14 protein-coding genes are annotated in these 16,027 nt (G+C 40.7%); 7 read left to right on the forward strand and 7 right to left on the reverse strand.

The window, feature by feature from the left end; all coding sequences use genetic code 11:
• Nucleotides 1-243 precede the first annotated feature (243 nt).
• Nucleotides 244-669: a hypothetical protein gene (locus tag AN214_RS20705; protein WP_054981453.1), complete on the reverse strand. Its 426-nt coding sequence runs from the start codon at nucleotides 667-669 to the stop codon at nucleotides 244-246.
• A 139-nt stretch (nucleotides 670-808) separates the two neighbouring features.
• On the opposite strand from AN214_RS20705, the gene AN214_RS20710 reads away from it, so the two are divergent.
• Nucleotides 809-1,348 carry a GNAT family N-acetyltransferase gene (locus tag AN214_RS20710; RefSeq protein ID WP_054981454.1) on the forward strand — a complete coding sequence of 180 codons (540 nt, stop codon included), beginning with the start codon at nucleotides 809-811 and terminating at the stop codon, nucleotides 1,346-1,348.
• 452 nt (nucleotides 1,349-1,800) lie between these two features.
• Here AN214_RS20710 and AN214_RS20715 read toward each other — a convergent pair whose 3' ends face one another.
• The 3 genes from AN214_RS20715 to AN214_RS20725 form a co-directional block, all read right to left on the reverse strand.
• Nucleotides 1,801-2,262 carry a hypothetical protein gene (locus AN214_RS20715; RefSeq protein WP_054981455.1) on the reverse strand — a complete coding sequence of 154 codons (462 nt, stop codon included), beginning with the start codon at nucleotides 2,260-2,262 and terminating at the stop codon, nucleotides 1,801-1,803.
• Between the two features lie 4 nt (nucleotides 2,263-2,266).
• Nucleotides 2,267-3,181, reverse strand: a complete 915-nt coding sequence (locus AN214_RS20720) for a DUF6731 family protein (RefSeq protein WP_054981456.1) — start codon at nucleotides 3,179-3,181, stop codon at nucleotides 2,267-2,269.
• 140 nt (nucleotides 3,182-3,321) lie between these two features.
• The gene (locus AN214_RS20725; protein ID WP_054981457.1) at nucleotides 3,322-3,633 is read right to left on the reverse strand and encodes an immunity protein Tsi6 family protein; all 312 of its coding nucleotides are present in this window, start codon (nucleotides 3,631-3,633) and stop codon (nucleotides 3,322-3,324) included.
• 673 nt (nucleotides 3,634-4,306) lie between these two features.
• On the opposite strand from AN214_RS20725, the gene AN214_RS20730 reads away from it, so the two are divergent.
• From AN214_RS20730 to AN214_RS20745, 4 genes are all read left to right on the forward strand, one after another.
• Nucleotides 4,307-5,260 carry a ribonuclease Z gene (locus AN214_RS20730; RefSeq protein ID WP_054981458.1) on the forward strand — a complete coding sequence of 318 codons (954 nt, stop codon included), beginning with the start codon at nucleotides 4,307-4,309 and terminating at the stop codon, nucleotides 5,258-5,260.
• Nucleotides 5,261-5,326: 66 nt separating this feature from the next.
• Entirely contained in the window at nucleotides 5,327-7,756 is a 2,430-nt protein-coding gene (rnr, locus tag AN214_RS20735; RefSeq protein ID WP_054981459.1) for a ribonuclease R, read from the forward strand.
• A gap of 4 nt (nucleotides 7,757-7,760) precedes the next feature.
• Nucleotides 7,761-8,498: a 23S rRNA (guanosine(2251)-2'-O)-methyltransferase RlmB gene (rlmB, locus tag AN214_RS20740; protein ID WP_010562064.1), complete on the forward strand. Its 738-nt coding sequence runs from the start codon at nucleotides 7,761-7,763 to the stop codon at nucleotides 8,496-8,498.
• 121 nt (nucleotides 8,499-8,619) lie between these two features.
• Nucleotides 8,620-9,048: a BLUF domain-containing protein gene (locus tag AN214_RS20745; RefSeq protein ID WP_054981460.1), complete on the forward strand. Its 429-nt coding sequence runs from the start codon at nucleotides 8,620-8,622 to the stop codon at nucleotides 9,046-9,048.
• 104 nt (nucleotides 9,049-9,152) lie between these two features.
• Here AN214_RS20745 and AN214_RS20750 read toward each other — a convergent pair whose 3' ends face one another.
• Complete coding sequence (locus AN214_RS20750; RefSeq protein WP_054981461.1) at nucleotides 9,153-11,930, reverse strand: pitrilysin family protein; 2,778 nt, start codon at nucleotides 11,928-11,930, stop codon at nucleotides 9,153-9,155.
• Between the two features lie 366 nt (nucleotides 11,931-12,296).
• On the opposite strand from AN214_RS20750, the gene thiI reads away from it, so the two are divergent.
• Entirely contained in the window at nucleotides 12,297-13,757 is a 1,461-nt protein-coding gene (gene thiI, locus AN214_RS20755) for a tRNA uracil 4-sulfurtransferase ThiI (RefSeq protein WP_054981462.1), read from the forward strand.
• Here thiI and AN214_RS20760 read toward each other — a convergent pair.
• Nucleotides 13,735-14,646 carry a ketopantoate reductase family protein gene (locus AN214_RS20760; protein WP_082428654.1) on the reverse strand — a complete coding sequence of 304 codons (912 nt, stop codon included), beginning with the start codon at nucleotides 14,644-14,646 and terminating at the stop codon, nucleotides 13,735-13,737. The genes thiI and AN214_RS20760 overlap by 23 nt on opposite strands.
• On the reverse strand, nucleotides 14,615-14,977 hold the full coding sequence (locus AN214_RS20765) for a VanZ family protein (protein WP_054981464.1): 363 nt from the start codon (nucleotides 14,975-14,977) through the stop codon (nucleotides 14,615-14,617). Before AN214_RS20765 ends, AN214_RS20760 begins: the two co-directional genes overlap by 32 nt.
• Nucleotides 14,978-15,100: 123 nt before the next feature.
• Here AN214_RS20765 and AN214_RS20770 point away from each other — a divergent pair, with 123 nt between their 5' ends.
• The gene (locus AN214_RS20770) at nucleotides 15,101-15,583 is read left to right on the forward strand and encodes a YajQ family cyclic di-GMP-binding protein (RefSeq protein WP_054981465.1); all 483 of its coding nucleotides are present in this window, start codon (nucleotides 15,101-15,103) and stop codon (nucleotides 15,581-15,583) included.
• The last annotated feature ends 444 nt before the right edge of the window (nucleotides 15,584-16,027 follow it).

Below are 16,027 nucleotides of genomic sequence, written 5' to 3' on the forward strand. Positions count from 1 at the left end.
ATAGTTATTCTATGTGAGCCAGCCGATAACACAGTAGAAAAGCCAATCAAGCGCTGCCGAACGGTTCTTTTGAGCGCACTTTTCTCATTGTTGCCTACACGGATGTAGGTAAGGGGCGAGAGCAGGACGCGGAAGCTTTGCTCGATATTCGCTTAGATTGCTAGGCCACATATCGAGCGCCGCAATAAAAGCACGCTCAAAGAGAACAAAAATAGAACAGCAAAGATCAACAGACCCTAACAATTAGCGAGCAAGTTTACGCCAAACTTCCCTTTCTTCTGTGCCATTTACCAATCCTTTGTGATGCCAGTAAATAACTTCTTGGCCGTGTTCTTGTTTGGTTTCAAGCCAACCTTTAAAGGTAAACACTTTACCTTGGTGCTCATTTGAAGTGCCTTTTTCAATATGTTCGCTGTAGTTATCGCCGTCTATGGTAAACTTGCCGGCTAAATACCCTAAAAACTCACCTTGCTGCATATTGTTTAAGGCAAATTTACCGCCTTTCACGGTTTTGATTGCCACAAGTGTTGCGTTATCTGCTTTTAGTACTTCACCTGACGGCGTTTTGTATTCACCTTTAATAAATTGCCAATCACCTTCATATTGGTGGGCAATGGCATTTGATACCAAAAGTGCGAGTGTTAGGCATAGTCCTTTAATTAAATTCATTGGTATTTCCTGTTATTAATGTTTGGTAACAGTTAATACTAAAGGCCTTTTAAAAAGTAGTGTTAGAATCACAAATCAGAAAAAAATAAGAAAAATTCAGCCCACAAATTACATTAATTACCGCTCAGGAGTATAAAAAATGCAGCCATCATCTTCACGTCTTAATTATTCATTTATCACTGAAAAAGATATCAATGATTTATTTGAGCTCGACCAAGACCCTGCGGTAATGAAATATTTAAATGGTGGCAAGCCAACAACGATGGAAGAAAAGCACACTGTGTTTTTACCGCGTATGGCAAAGTATGCCAATAAAGAAAAAGGTTGGGGGCTTTGGAAAGTTAACATTAAAGAGTCAGGTGAATTTATTGGCTGGATTTTAGTAAGGCCAATGCATTTCTTTAATGATGAAACCGAAACCCAGTGGCATAACCTTGAACTAGGTTGGCGTTTTAAGCAAAGCTCATGGGGTAAAGGGTATGCAACCGAAGCTGCTAATGCCCTAGTTGAGCAAATTGCGTTAATGCCTGAGTACACGTGTATTAGTGCTATCGCAGTAAAAGAAAACCTCGGTTCGATTGGTGTAATGGAAAAGTTGGGTATGACGTTTGTAAAAGAGTATATGCATAGCGATCCGTTAGGTGATATTCCAGCAGTGCATTATGAAAGGAAGTTATGATTGTCGTATTTATTTTAAGAGCGACATTTACTTGAGAGCTTATTCTTAACAGCTTTTTATACTTGAAAGTATATTTGTCGCACTGGCGACAGCAGCCAAAGGGAGGCTAACGCCGGTCTCCCTTTGGAATCCCTCGGCGCCCCAAAATCAAACTGATTCTTCAAACATAATTTAAATGTGAACATAAACGCCATGAATCGGCATCCATGCCTTAGCATGGCTTGCTCGACCGCTTCGCGCCCTGTCTCGCATTATTCATTTAAATTATGTTTTCAGGTTTGATTTCATGGGTGAGGGAGTGAACCTAACACCTGACTCAATAGCAGGTTAGTATCAACAACTGTCATTCGTAACGCCGCCGTAAGAGGCATAAAATGCTTGGCTAAAATTAGCGACGAAGGAGCGCAAGCCAAGCTTTTTGTGTCCTTTCTTAACGGCTTTGTTATGTTGTTTTACATATGCTTGGAAAACTCTTTAAACCCTTTCCACGATAGGTAAAACTGGAAGAAAGAGTTTTGCATTAAAAATATTCCGAAAGATACAATCAAAACGGAATATCGATAGCTTGTATTACCAATTTTGAAAGTCAATGAATCTGGAATAAACAATACCAGCAAAAACGTAAAACAGACTAATAGTAAAAGTCCCATAGTTACATGAAGTCTATTAACCAGTTTGGGTAAATACCCTGTCATTGTTGTATTTCGTACAAGTTTATTATCTTTTGCAGATGCAAACAGGGATATGGATGCCATAACAAAGCCAAATAAGATCCCAGATAAGGTTGAGACAGCTGAGGCTATTGGCTGAATTTCTTTGCTTGTAAATTTAGAAATTATTGGCCAAGAAAGCCAGCATAGCAAAAGTGTGATCCCTATCACCAACCAGTAGTAATGTTTCTTAATAAATTCCATAGCATTAAGCCAATCTCGCTTGGTTTAAATCGCCAAAATAGTTAGCCAGTTCATTCTCTTTTTCTGATCTAGCTTCATCAAGTGCTGACCACATTTCAAACGCAGGCGGATACCTGCCTTCGACTTCGATAGTTTTAACATAAAACAAACGGTCTGCAACAAGATCTACAGGATGTGTTATTAAAGTTTCATCGTTTTCTAATAACAACTTGCACTTTTTGACATCAAATTTAGTTTGTAATTCTCGTAGTGCGCCCTTTAAGGTAGAAGCTAAATATCTTTCTTCAGCTACATCAGAGCGAGCATTTCCTCTTAAAGATAAATTTAAAACCGCAGTACCAGTACCGTTTAAAGTCGAAATTATAGAGTTATTAAAATCATGCTCTACATCGTTAAACAACTCTGGATTTGTTGGCCTAGCAATAGCGAATTCAGCTGTTCTTATCTGGACATGGTTATTCATTAACCACTGTAAATCCGCAGCTTCAATTATTGGATTTAGAACAGTTACATAGGCAGATTCCGTGAGGTATTTCCCCATGTTTGCACTACTAATACAGAAGTGATTACGCTGAATTATGAGTACAGAGTAGTCAGAGTAAAATGTAAAATAAGCTTTTTCTAATAGATTTTCATTAGGGGCAAGTGCTATTTCACGCTCATCTCCACCAATTACGGCAGCATGTGGTAAGTCATTGGCTCTATGTTTTCCAATAATCCCTTTAAAACCATAATCTGTAGACTCAATATGTCTTAATTCATAGCTATTTGAGCCAATAACTTTTACGGTGCTGTCTCCGTTGCCAAACTTTGTTAGCATTGAATTCAATATTTCGAATGTCGTCTTCGGCTGTGCATTAGGACTAGAATTAGTCGTTGCGCACCCATAAAAGTCAAAATTATAATTTTTTTGTGGCATAAATAGATCTTCCTTTAAAATTCAACGAGTGCCGGTTTGACAACATAACGCCGCAAATAAACGGCAAAAATTAGTTGGCTATAATTAGTGAGGTACGAACAAAGCCAACTGGTTTTTGTCCGCACTTTTAATTTGTTTTGTTATGAGTCTATGCCCAAAACTTTTAAATCCAGTTTAAGTCCTCGCCGCGTTCTATCGGCAACATAAAATGCTCTATTAAGTGCTGCAACGACCTCTACTTCTCTGGGATTAATTTCACGGACGGCTAAATGTCCAAAAGTTAACTCAAACAACTTTTTCCTATCGCTAGACTCACCTTTGAAATAAGAAATTAGCCAATTCAATTGGTTTTCAATTGACTCATATATTGAAGGAAGCATTGTTTTACGATTGTTCTTACACGCTTCTAAAGCGAACTGGCAAATTTCTACTTTTATTTCTTCTTGACTCATTTCAATAGAGACTCATAACAATTTAATATCGACCCATTGGGTCGTTTTTCTACCGAGCCGCGGGTCATTTTTATCATTGTACCAGTTCTACCACACTAACTAACTTGTTGCTAAAGATAAACTTTTAATCATTATAGAAATACAGAAATGGATAAAAACGACCAAATGGGTCATTTTTCTGAATATAGGAGAAACTCATAGCAGCTGGAGATAAAATCAGTGGTGAGATTAATTTTCTAATGTCCGTTGAACGCTTAATTACGACCTTGAAGGTAGTTGCCAAGATTGATTTCCGCTTTTATCAAACCCGAAAATCAAGTTTGAATTGATAATGCGAGACAGGGAGCGAAGCGGTCGAGCAAGCCATGCTGAGGCATGGATGCCGATTCATGGCGTTTATCATAAAATTCAAATTTGTTTTGAGGATTAAGTTTGATAGTGCGGTCGCCTTTCTTTTGGTTACTTTATCTTTGGCGAAGCAAAGAAAAGTAACAAGGAGCCCATGGATGGGCTTTATGAAATACAGGGAGGTGAACCTAGTTTTAAGCGCTGAAGATGTGCAATAAACCAGAGGGACATCATTAGCTTTCAAAAACCTATCCACCAATTCCATCCCCAATCAATCTCCTCTACAATTTAACCAATAAAATCCACATTCTTGCAGGCTAATAATTTGAAAATTCACTTTTTAGGCACTTCGTCAGCGTGCCCGTCACTTAATCGTAATGTTAGCGCTACTGCGGTGAGTTTTGACTCGACTAAGTCGTGGGTGCTGGTGGATTGTGGCGAGGGTACGCAGCATCAAATTTTAAAAAGTGAACTGGCGAACTATCACTTATCGGTGATTTTAATTACCCATTTACATGGTGATCATTGCTATGGCTTGCCGGGGTTAATTGCCTCTATTTCTCTGGCGGGGCGAAAAGAGCCTGTACATTTAGTGGCGCCGAAAGCGGTGATTGATTTTGTCTTAAGCGCACTTAAATTTACTCAAATGGAAACGGGCTTTGAGTTAATTTGCTGTGAGATTGAAGTGCTAGAACACGCCCTTGATTTTAGTTTTTGTCAGGTGTCTATTCACCCATTAAAACACCGAGTGCCGAGTGTTGCGTTTAAAATAACGGAGCGAAATATTCCGCGTAAACTGCATCTTGATAAGTTGGCAAATGACGGTGTTGCAACGGGGAGCCATTATAACTTGCTGCAAAAAGGGCAGAATGTTGAATACCAAAGTAAGTTGTTACGCGCTGAAGAATATACTTTTCCTAGCTGGCAGCCGCGTAAGGTGATTGTTTGTGGCGACAATGAAAAGCCTAAATTATTGGCCGATGTGGTTGAAGATATCGATTTACTAGTGCACGAAGCCACGTTTACTCATAGTGATTTACATAAAGTTGGGATGCATACTGGGCATAGTGATGCCAAACGCATTGCTGAATTTGCCGAGTTATACCATATTCCGCGCCTTGCGCTGTTTCATTTTTCAAGCCGCTACCATGGCGAAGGCATGTTAGAACCGCTAGAAAACGAGGCAAAAAGCCACTACAACGGCGAGTTAGTATTGGCATTTGATGGCTTAGTCGTTGAAATTGAAAAACAAAAGCGCGTGCAAAGCGACTTGTCATAGAAATGACCTGTCACCCAGTGGCTAAATGGTTTAAAATAAAAGCACTTTCATAGATAGTGCGAATTCATGCCGAAAAAAGATCCTTATTTAGACCGCGAACAACAAAAATACGACAATCCAGTGCCGAGCCGAGAGTTTATTCTTGAGCATATCAGCAACCGAACTAAACCTGCCAATTTTGCCGATTTATGTGGCGAACTAAACGTGTTTGAAGAAGAGCGTCAAATCGCTTTAAAACGCCGTTTACGCGCAATGGAGCGCGATGGTCAGCTGCTATTCAATAAATCAAAATGTTACTGCATTCCTGATAAAGTCGGTTTGGTAAAAGGTAAAGTGATTGGACATCGCGAAGGATTTGGCTTTTTAGAGCTAGATGAAGGCGGTAAAGATTGGTTTATTCCAAAACACCAAATGGAGCAAGTGTTGCACGGCGACCGTGTATTAGCAAAGCCAGCTAGTTTTGGTAAAAACGGTAAATGCGATGCACGAATTGTACGTGTGCTTGAAGGTGAAAGAGCACCGATTATTGGTCGTTTTTTCCGTGAGCATGGTATGGCAGTTGTGGTGGCGGAAGATCCGCGCATTAGCCAAGATATTATGATTTTACCGGGCTTTGAAGGTGATGCTAAGCACAATCAAATGGTGCAAATTGAAATCACTCAGCGCCCAAGCAAGCGCATGAACGCACTTGGTAAAGTAATTGATGTACTTGGTGAGCATATGGCGCCGGGTATGGAAATTGAAGTTGCGCTGCGTAATCACGATATTCCAAATCAATGGCCAAAAGATCTTGAGCAGCAAATCGCTGGCCTAACTGACGAAGTATTGGAAAAAGACAAAGAAGGGCGCATTGATTTATGTCATTTACCACTGGTAACGATAGACGGCGAAGACGCGCGCGACTTTGATGATGCAGTATTCTGTGAAGCGAAAAAGTCAGGTGGCTGGCGTTTATGGGTCGCGATTGCCGATGTATCGCACTATGTTAGCAAAAACAGCCCATTAGACCGTGAAGCAATTCAACGTGGTAACTCGGTTTATTTCCCATCAGAAGTCATTCCAATGCTGCCAAAAGTGCTGTCTAACGGGTTATGTAGTTTAAACCCAAAAGTAGATCGCCTGTGTATGGTGGCTGAAATGACGGTATCGCAAACAGGTAAACTGTCGGGCTATCGTTTTTACCAAGCAGTAATGAATTCGCATGCGCGCTTAACTTACACCAAAGTGGGTGAGTTACTTGGCGGCGATGAAAATGCATTGGGTGAAGAAAATGCAGCACTGGTGCCGCATATTCGCGAATTACACTTAATGTATAAAACGCTGAAAGCAGCGCGTTTAGAGCGCGGCGCTATTGAGTTTGAAACCAAAGAACCTAAATTTATTTTTAACGCGCAGCGTAAAATCGAATCAATTGTGGCACTGAGCCGTAACGATGCACATAAACTGATTGAAGAGTGCATGATTTTAGCGAACGTTGCTGCAGCTAAGTTATTAGAAAAACACGAAGCGCCAGCGCTTTACCGTGTGCATGATGAGCCTGATCCTGAAAAGCTAATGAACTTTAGCCAGTTTTTAGGTGAACTGGGTATTGAAGTTACTATGCCGCAAGAGCCAACGCCAAAAGAAGTTGGCGAGTTATTTGACCGTTTAGAAAAACGCCCTGAAATTGAGCTTATTCAAACCATGTTGTTACGCTCAATGAAGCAAGCGGTGTATCAGGCAGATAATATTGGGCACTTTGGTTTGGCATTAAAAGCGTATGCGCACTTTACCTCGCCAATTCGCCGTTACCCTGATTTAGTTGTGCATCGCGCAATTAAAGCGGTTATCAAAGAGCAGGGGCAAAAAACCTCGGGTGAATATGCCTATATTCAAGATGAGGTAGATCAGCTAGGCGAGCAATGTTCAATGACTGAACGCCGCGCCGACGATGCCACCCGCGAAGTGGCTGATTGGCTGAAGTGCGAATTTATGCAAGACCGTGTAGGTGATGTATTTAGTGGTGTTATTTCATCGGTAACGAACTTTGGCTTATTTGTGCGCTTAGATGATTTATACATTGATGGCATGGTGCATGTTACGTCACTCGGTAATGACTACTATCATTTCGATGGTAAAAAGCATTGTTTAATAGGTGAAAATAGCCGCAAAGTATTCCGTATGGGTGATGCTATTGATGTACAAGTTGCATCTGTTAGCCTTGATGACCGCCGTATTAATTTAACGCTAGGTGAAGAAATAGGGCAAGACCGCTATTCACGCCGTCGTGCCCAAAAAGCCGTAAATGAAGCAACCAGTGTGCGTGACCAGCTGCGTGCAGGTGCGATTCCTGAAAAAGGCAAAGGTAAGGGTAAACCAAAACCTGCTGGTAAATCATCAGGTAAGCCGACCAAGAAAAGCAAAGCAGGTAAAAAGTCTGCGAGCAAAACCAAATCAAAAGCTTCGGCTGCTAAAAAGCGTCCGGGTAAAAATGCAAGAAAACGTGCTAAGAGCTAATTAAATGAGTAACGAATTAATTTTTGGCTTTCATTCAGTGGAAGCAATTTTAAATAAAGAACCAGAGCGCTTTATCGAAATTTATGCGCTAAAAGGCCGCGAAGATAAACGCCTTAATCCAATTATTAACTTAGCGCGTCAATTCGGTGTGTCTATCCAATTTATGCAGCGTAAAGCACTCGATGATAAAGCCAAAGGTGAACAGCATCAGGGGATTATTGCCCGCGTAAAAGAGGGTAAAAAGTACAACGAGAAAGATCTCGATCAGATCATTGCCAATAGCGATACGCCATTTTTATTAGTACTTGATGGCGTAACTGACCCACATAACTTAGGTGCGTGTTTACGTAATGCTGATGCAGCAGGTGTAGATGCGATTATTGTACCGAAAGATAAATCAGCCAAACTGAATGGCACTGCGCGTAAAGTTGCCTGTGGTGCGGCTGAAACTGTACCGCTAGTGCAGGTAACAAACCTTGCGCGCACCCTGCGTGATATTAAAGAAATGGGTGTTTGGGTTGTTGGTACTGCAGGTGAAACAGACGTTGAAGTATTTGATGCTAAGTTAACAGGCCCAATGGCAATTGTAATGGGTGCAGAAGGCTCAGGTATGCGTCGCTTAACCCGTGAGCACTGCGATGAGTTGGTTAAAATTCCAATGGTAGGTACAGTTTCAAGCTTAAATGTATCAGTGGCAACGGGTATTTGTTTGTTTGAAGTACTGCGCCAACGACGCGCGTAAATACAGTTTACTCGCTTGGTAAAAAGGTCGCTTAGCGGCCTTTTTTTGTTATTAAACAGTGACCTTTTTAAGATAACAGTCTATATATTTTAAAGTTGAACTTTAAGCCATGGAACTGTTTATGTCACTGCACCAATTAATTTATCAAAGTAGAGAAACTCGCACACTTTCAAATCAAGATTTTTCAGATATTTTAGAGGTAGCCCGCAAGTTTAATGAAAGCCAAGGCATTACGGGGTGTCTTTTTTATAACGGCGGTTGGTTGCTACAGGTGCTCGAAGGTGAACAAAGCACCATTGATTCACTATATCAAAAGATTGCGCGTGACGAACGCCATAAAGATTGCAACTTGATGTACTTTGAACCCGTTGAAAAACGCGTTTTTTCCAAGTGGACAATGGGCATGATTAACCTAGAAACAGAAAAAAATAGCAAATACAGTGAGCTGAAATCTGCGATGGATGAGTTTCAATCAGGCAAAGTAGCAGTACCGCTTGCCATTAAGTTGTTTCGGATTTTTACCCACGACTTCACACCAAAATCAATTTAGCTAATAAGTTAGCGCGCAAAGCTAAAGACGTTCTAGTTTGCCGACTTTAAAATATAAAAAAGCCGCGTAGTTGCGGCTTTATAAATTAATACTTACCTATTTCGTTAATCTTCTAGGTAAACAATTTCACCTAAGTTAAGTGATTCAAGTTCCGCTTTAATTTTTGCCACATCACCCACAATAACCCATGTCATTTGGTCTTGTTTGATAAGGCTTTTAGCTTGTTGTTTCACGTCATTAAGTGTGGTGTTTTTTACTTTTGAACCATATTGCTCAAGGTCAGATACATCTTTGCCTCGTTTATATGCGCTTGATAGCGAGCTAAGTAACGACCACTTTTTCTCGTAACGGCCTGGTAGTTTAGCAACCTTGTTACTAACAACTTTGTTTAGCTCTTCGTCAGTCGCTGGTTTTTTACCAGTGTAGTTTTCTAGCTCTTTTAATATCTCTTGAATCGACTCTTTGGTTTTGTCGGTTTGCACTGGCGCGTAAACAAAGAAAGGAGATTGGCCTTTATAGTCAAGTAATGCAGAGCGAGCACCGTATGACCAACCTTTATCTTCACGCAGATTCATATTAATACGTGACGTAAATGAGCCGCCAATTATGGTGTTCATAATATCCAGTTTAATATCTTGATCAGTGGCTAAGCTATTGCGATCTGGACCAAGTAAACCGGCAACAATCAGTGATTGTGGCGTATCTGGCTTGTCGAGAACATATACTTTAGCTGTTTGTGCCGGTGTTACCTGCGTTAAACTTACTGCAGGTTTTACAGTATTTGGCGCCTGCCAGTCTGCTAACGTAGTATTTAGTGTTGCGGTTAGCTCATCCATTGAAATATCGCCAACCACAACTAAGCGAGCGTTATCAGGGCGTAACCAAGTGTTTTTGTAATTAACTAGGTCCTCACGAGTGAAGCTGTTAACGGTTGCTGCGTAACCCGAGCCAGTTAAAGGTTGTGAATATGCGTGATTTTCGCCGTATAAACGAGGTGGCAGCTCACGCAATGCATTGCTCATTGGTGTTGATTTTTCTTTTTTGATGCCATCAATTGTAAGTTTACGAATACGCTCAATATCTTGCTCGTTAAATGCAGGATTAAGTATCGCTTGTGAAAATAACTCAGCACTGCGCTGCCAATTTACTTTTAATGCACTTAAACTTACATCAGCGTTATCTAAACTTGCACCTGAATAAAGTGACGCACCAATTTTTTCAAGCTCTGCAGCAAGCTCTAAACTTGATAATTCATTGGTGCCTTCGCGCAGCATTTTCATTGTAAAGAGCGCAAGGCCAGCTTTATCGTCGGTAGTCGATGAGAAGCCACCGTCAAAGTTAAGTTCCATATTAATACTTGGCGTATCAGAACGCTGTGCCAACACAACTTCTAAGCCGTTGTTTAGGCGTGCAGTTTGTACTTCAGGTAGCTTAAGTTCTGGTAATGAATCAACGCTTGGTACTTTACTTCTATCTGCGCCTGTTTGGTTGTGTGAAAGCTTTTCAAATGGTTCGATTGTCAGTACAAAATCACCATCAGTTAACCACTTTTTACCTGCTTGTTGAATATCAGCAGGAGTTGCGGCGTTTTGAATCGCCTGCTGCTTTTTATAGAAAACAGGGTCGCCATGGTACACCATGCCTGACGCTAGAATGTCTGACTTACCACCAAAACCACCAACGCCTTCAACATTTTTTACCCAGCTTGCCGCATTTGAGAATTTAATACGGTTTAGTTCTTCACTTGTTGGGCCTTCACTCAGTAGTTTTGCAAGTTCTTCATCAATAATCGCTTCTACTTCGTTTAAATTAGCACCCGGTAGCGTATCAACACCAATCATAATTTGACCCGCCATAGTGCGAGTGTAGTTAAAGGCAAATGCCATTGATGCTTTTTGCTCTTGATAGACTAGGCGCTTATACAGGCGACTGTTTTTTCCACCGGCAAGTACATCTGCAAGCAGTGATAAATACTCGCTATCAGCGGTACCTTTTTCAGCGGTATTCCATACTTTAACAATACGAGGACTCGGCACGCGGTCTTGCATTGTCATGCGTTTAGTACCAGTGCGCTTAGCAACCCATGCATCAATTTGCGCAACAGGCTTACCTGGCTTGATGTCGCCAAAGTACTTGTTCGCTTTTTCTTTAGCAGTTGCAACGTCAATGTCGCCAGCAAGCACTAATACGGCATTGTTAGGGCCATAATAATCTTTAAACCACTGGTGCACATCATCAAGTGACGCCGCATTTAAATCTTCCATTGAACCGATAACAGACCAAGAGTAAGGGTGACCTTTCGGGAATGTATTCTCCGCTACTGCTCCCCACATTTTGCCATAAGGGCGCGCTTCACCTTGGCGTTTTTCATTTTGTACAACACCGCGTTGTTCATCGAGTTTTTCTTGGGTAATGGCGCCAAGCAAGTGACCCATACGATCAGATTCCATCCAAAGCGCCATATCTAATGCTGTCGTTGGTACGTTTTGGAAGTAGTTTGTACGGTCGTTGTTTGTAGTACCGTTTTGTTCAGTCGCACCTGCTTTTTCGAATGGACCAAAATACTCATCGTTATAGTTTTCTGTACCGTTAAACATTAAGTGCTCGAATAAATGGGCAAAACCTGTTTTGCCTAACTTTTCATGCTTTGAGCCAACGTTATACCAAACGTTTACAGCGACAATCGGTGCTTTTCGGTCTGTGTGAACAATGACTTTTAAGCCATTATCCAGCGTAAAAGAGTCATAACTTACGTCAACACTCGGTAAGTTAATTGCAGCGCTAGTTGATTGCGCTTGAGTCGATGATGAGGTTGTACTGTTACAGCCCGATAGCGCTAAAGATACAGCGACGGTAAGCGCCGTTAAAGTGAGTTTTTGCATTAATACTATCCTTGGAAAATTAGAGTACGTTGCACTGAAATGCGTGGCGTTATTTTACTTTTGATGCTGCGGACTCTAATAGCAAACGCCAAGCGCTGTTAGTTGTTAAGAAAACTAACTGTTGCGCCCTGATTTATTCGATTAAAGACAACGGCATTACGCTACAGTAACAACTTAGGTCAATATGCCGTTAGCTATAAAACACTAAGCGAAATTGAATTGCAAGGTGATGATTTAACAGATGTAAACAGCTTGGAAACGAAACAGAACACATAGCAGATATAACTAGCGTGCTTAAACTAAACTTTCAACAAGGGACTGAGTCTTGGTATAATAGTAAATTCACTGTCGCTTTGAGAATGATGTATGTTCAAGTTTATTGTTAAATTACACCCAGAAATATCGATTAAAAGTAAATCGGTTCGCAAACGTTTTACCAAGCTTTTAGCATCGAATGTTAAAAACATGGTTATTCGCGTTCATGAAGATGCGAAAGTAATTCAAAACTGGGACAACATCGTAGTGATGTGTAAAAGCCAAGATGAGGAAGTTCGCCTTGGTTTAATCGATACCCTAAAGCGCGTGCCGGGTATTGTGCAATTTATTGAAGTACAAGAAACCACCTTTGAATCTTTAGATGATATTTACCAAGTTGCACTTGAGCTTAATAAAGAGCGTTTAAAAGGCAAAACCTTCTGCGTACGTTGTAAACGCCAAGGTAAACATGACTTTACCTCAAGCGACGTAGAGCGTTACGTTGGTGGTGGTTTAAATCAGAATGTTGAAGGTGCACAGGTAAAACTGCAAAAACCTGAAATCACAGTAAAAGTAGAAGTTAAAAACGAATTTGCTTACATCATTAAAGAAACGCACTTTGGTTTAGGTGGCTTCCCGCTTCCGACTCAAGAAGATGTATTAAGCTTAATGTCGGGCGGTTTTGATTCGGGCGTAGCAAGCTACTTAATGATGCGTAAAGGCGCGCGTACTCACTTCTTATTCTTTAATCTTGGTGGTGCAACACACGAGATTGGCGTTAAGCAAGCAAGTTACTATTTGTGGAAGCAATTTAGCTCAACGCACCGTGTAAAGTTTATTAAAGTAGACTTTGAACCGGTTGTTGCTGAAATTCTAGAAAACATAGAAAACAGCCAAATGGGTGTGGTACTTAAACGTATGATGATGCGTGCTGGTAGTGCAATTGCACAAAAGCTGGGCATTGATGCGTTAGTAACCGGTGAAAGCTTAGGTCAGGTATCGAGCCAAACTTTAGCAAACTTAAATGTGATTGATCGCGTAACAGAAACGCTAATTTTACGCCCGCTCATTCAACACGATAAGCAAGAAATTATCGATATTGCTCGTAGCATCGGTACTTCTGAAATGGCCGAAGCTATGCCTGAGTTCTGTGGCGTTATTTCTAAAAAGCCAACGGTAAAAGCTAAGCTTGATAAGATCATTGCAGAAGAAGAAAACTTCGATTTTGATGTGCTTGATACGGTTGTAAATAATGCGCGTATTATGTGCATTAAAGAGATTGAAGCGGAAACCAAAGAAGAAGTTAAAGAAGCTGAATCGGCAGCTGAATTACCAAAAGGCGCGATCGTGATTGATATTCGTTCGCCAGAAGAAGAAGACAACGATCCGTTAGAGCTTGATGGTATTGAAGTTAAACACTTACCGTTTTATAAATTAGCAACACAATTTGGTGATTTGCCTAAAGGTGAAGACTATTACCTCTATTGTAAAAAGGGCGTAATGAGCCAATTACAAGCGCTGATTTTACATGAAGAAGGCTACACTAACGTTAAGGTGTACCGTCCTGAATAAGCGCTAAAAAGCGAGAGTTAAATGGGGTTGAATAGCAATATTCAGCCCCTTTTTTATGGATGTAACCACAGATACTGTCGATTTCGCTTTGCTGCTGTTTAAATACGTCGCGATTCATTGAAGAGTAGTTTTGCGACGTTGAGCGTATTACCCGGTAGGCACTGTCAAGCGCGCTACTGAACGATATTTCCACCCCTTCTTTATTAGCAATAAACACCGCTTCATTGACCAAACCGATAATATCGCTGGCATATTGCGGTGCGATAAGCGCGCCATTTTTAACTTGATGCACCGCAGTTAATGGGTTTATTGCAATATTAATAATCAATTTTTGCCACAGTAATGCGTTAATGTTTTGCTCTATGGTGATATTTGGTATGGCTGTTAAAAGATGCTCGATTGTTGGTGTTTTTTCGGTGTTAGCGTTTAATGCGCCAATAAAGCTAGCGCCAAAGCCGGTGTGTGCTATCGCAAAATCTGCGTGCTTAAGTGCAGCCATGCTGGTGGTTAAGAAAAACAGATTTTGTGTTGCGAGCGCTTGGTTAATTGCCGTCAAGTTGGGCATGCCATTATGGCTCAATATCACGGTGGCGCTGCTGCTTATTTTATGTTGCAGTTGAGCTAAAACGTTTGCCACTTGGTAAGATTTAGTTGGAATAAAGAGGTTATCGATCGAGTCTATTTCATCAATCGTGACGGTTTCGAGCGAAAGGGTTTCAACCGATTGATCAAGCGCTGTAAATTTTATGTGCGCTGAGTTTTTGGTTTTGCTGCGTACAACCAATTTGATATCAAATGCAGTGTGCAGCAATCGGGCGAACAATAAACCAATGGCGCCGTGGCCAACAATATACAGCTTAGGCTTGTTCACTTTGTTTCGCTTTTGCATAGCGTTTATGCCATACAGCACTGATAATTAAGTAACTAAGAATACCTGCAACATCAGCAACAAAATCAGCAAATGAAGCTTGGCGATGAGGAAGCATGCCTTGCACATATTCCACACCAGCACCATACGCTGCCAGAATTACGATATATAACCAGAACGGGGCTTTTACCGCGCGTTTTAAAAAGCCTGTTAATACAAAAAACACAGCGAAGTGAGCAGCCTTATCGATGTGCGAAATACTAACTAGCGATGACTTTACTTCTTTAAAAAAGAGCAGGCTGCAGGCAATAATAAATACAATAAACAATGCCTGATAAATACGTCGGCTCACACAAAACTTCCTCAAAATCACGAATTTCGAGTATAACAAATAGCATTGCGTGAAAATATGAAAAATTTGTAAGTTTAATTATGCGCTTTATAATCGCACCATTAGCACATTACGGAGATAACTATGCCTTCATTTGATATCGTTTCTGAAGTGGAAATGACTGAAGCAAAAAACGCGGTTGATAATTCAAATCGTGAATTAGATACGCGTTACGATTTTAGAGGTGTTGAAGCCTCATTTGAATTTGGTAAAGAAATTATCACGATGAAAGCTGATTCAGATTTTCAGCTTAACCAGATGTTTGATATTTTAGCGGCAAAAGCAGTAAAGCGCGGCTTAGATGTAAAAAGCTTTGAAGTAAAAGATGTGGTTCACACCGGTAAAACGTATTCTCAGCAAGTGTTTATCAAGCAGGGCATAGAAAAAGACATTGCCAAAAAAATTGTGAAGCTGATTAAAGACTCAAAAGTAAAAGTACAGTCTGCGATTCAAGGTGAAGAAGTGCGTGTAACAGGTAAAAAACGCGATGACTTACAAGCAATAATGCAACTCGTTCGCGAAGCTGAATTAGGGCAACCGTTCCAGTTTAAAAACTTCCGCGATTAGTAGAGCGTGCCGAACTTTACTGTATGATTTTGCAGCAATATTTGCACAATTTGTACAAGGCGTCACGATTGACGTGTAGTTATTCTACATGAAAGAGTGATAACGCCTTAGAAATACTGCAAATGTGCTGCCCGTAGGGTTCAACCCAAAACATCCAGCTCTTTGTTGCTGGCTTTTGACGTAGACCACTAGCCTGCAAGCCAACGCCTCGATCAGAATGCTTTGGATGTGAACAAATTCCATACCGAAAAGGTCAGCATGCTCTAGGTGAATTTTTAAAATCACCAATTATTTTGGCGGTTTAAATCAAAAAAAAGAGCCACATTTGTGGCTCTTTTTTTATGGGGTTTGACCCATCCTAAATAAGGTTGACACTTTTCCAACTTAAATTTGGAGAATGTTATGAAACCTATATCTAAGAGAACTCAAAAAGATTATTCACTT

Origin of the sequence: Pseudoalteromonas sp. P1-9 (genome assembly GCF_001399975.1) — a bacterium.
In the GTDB taxonomy this organism is placed as follows: Bacteria; Pseudomonadota; Gammaproteobacteria; order Enterobacterales; family Alteromonadaceae; genus Pseudoalteromonas.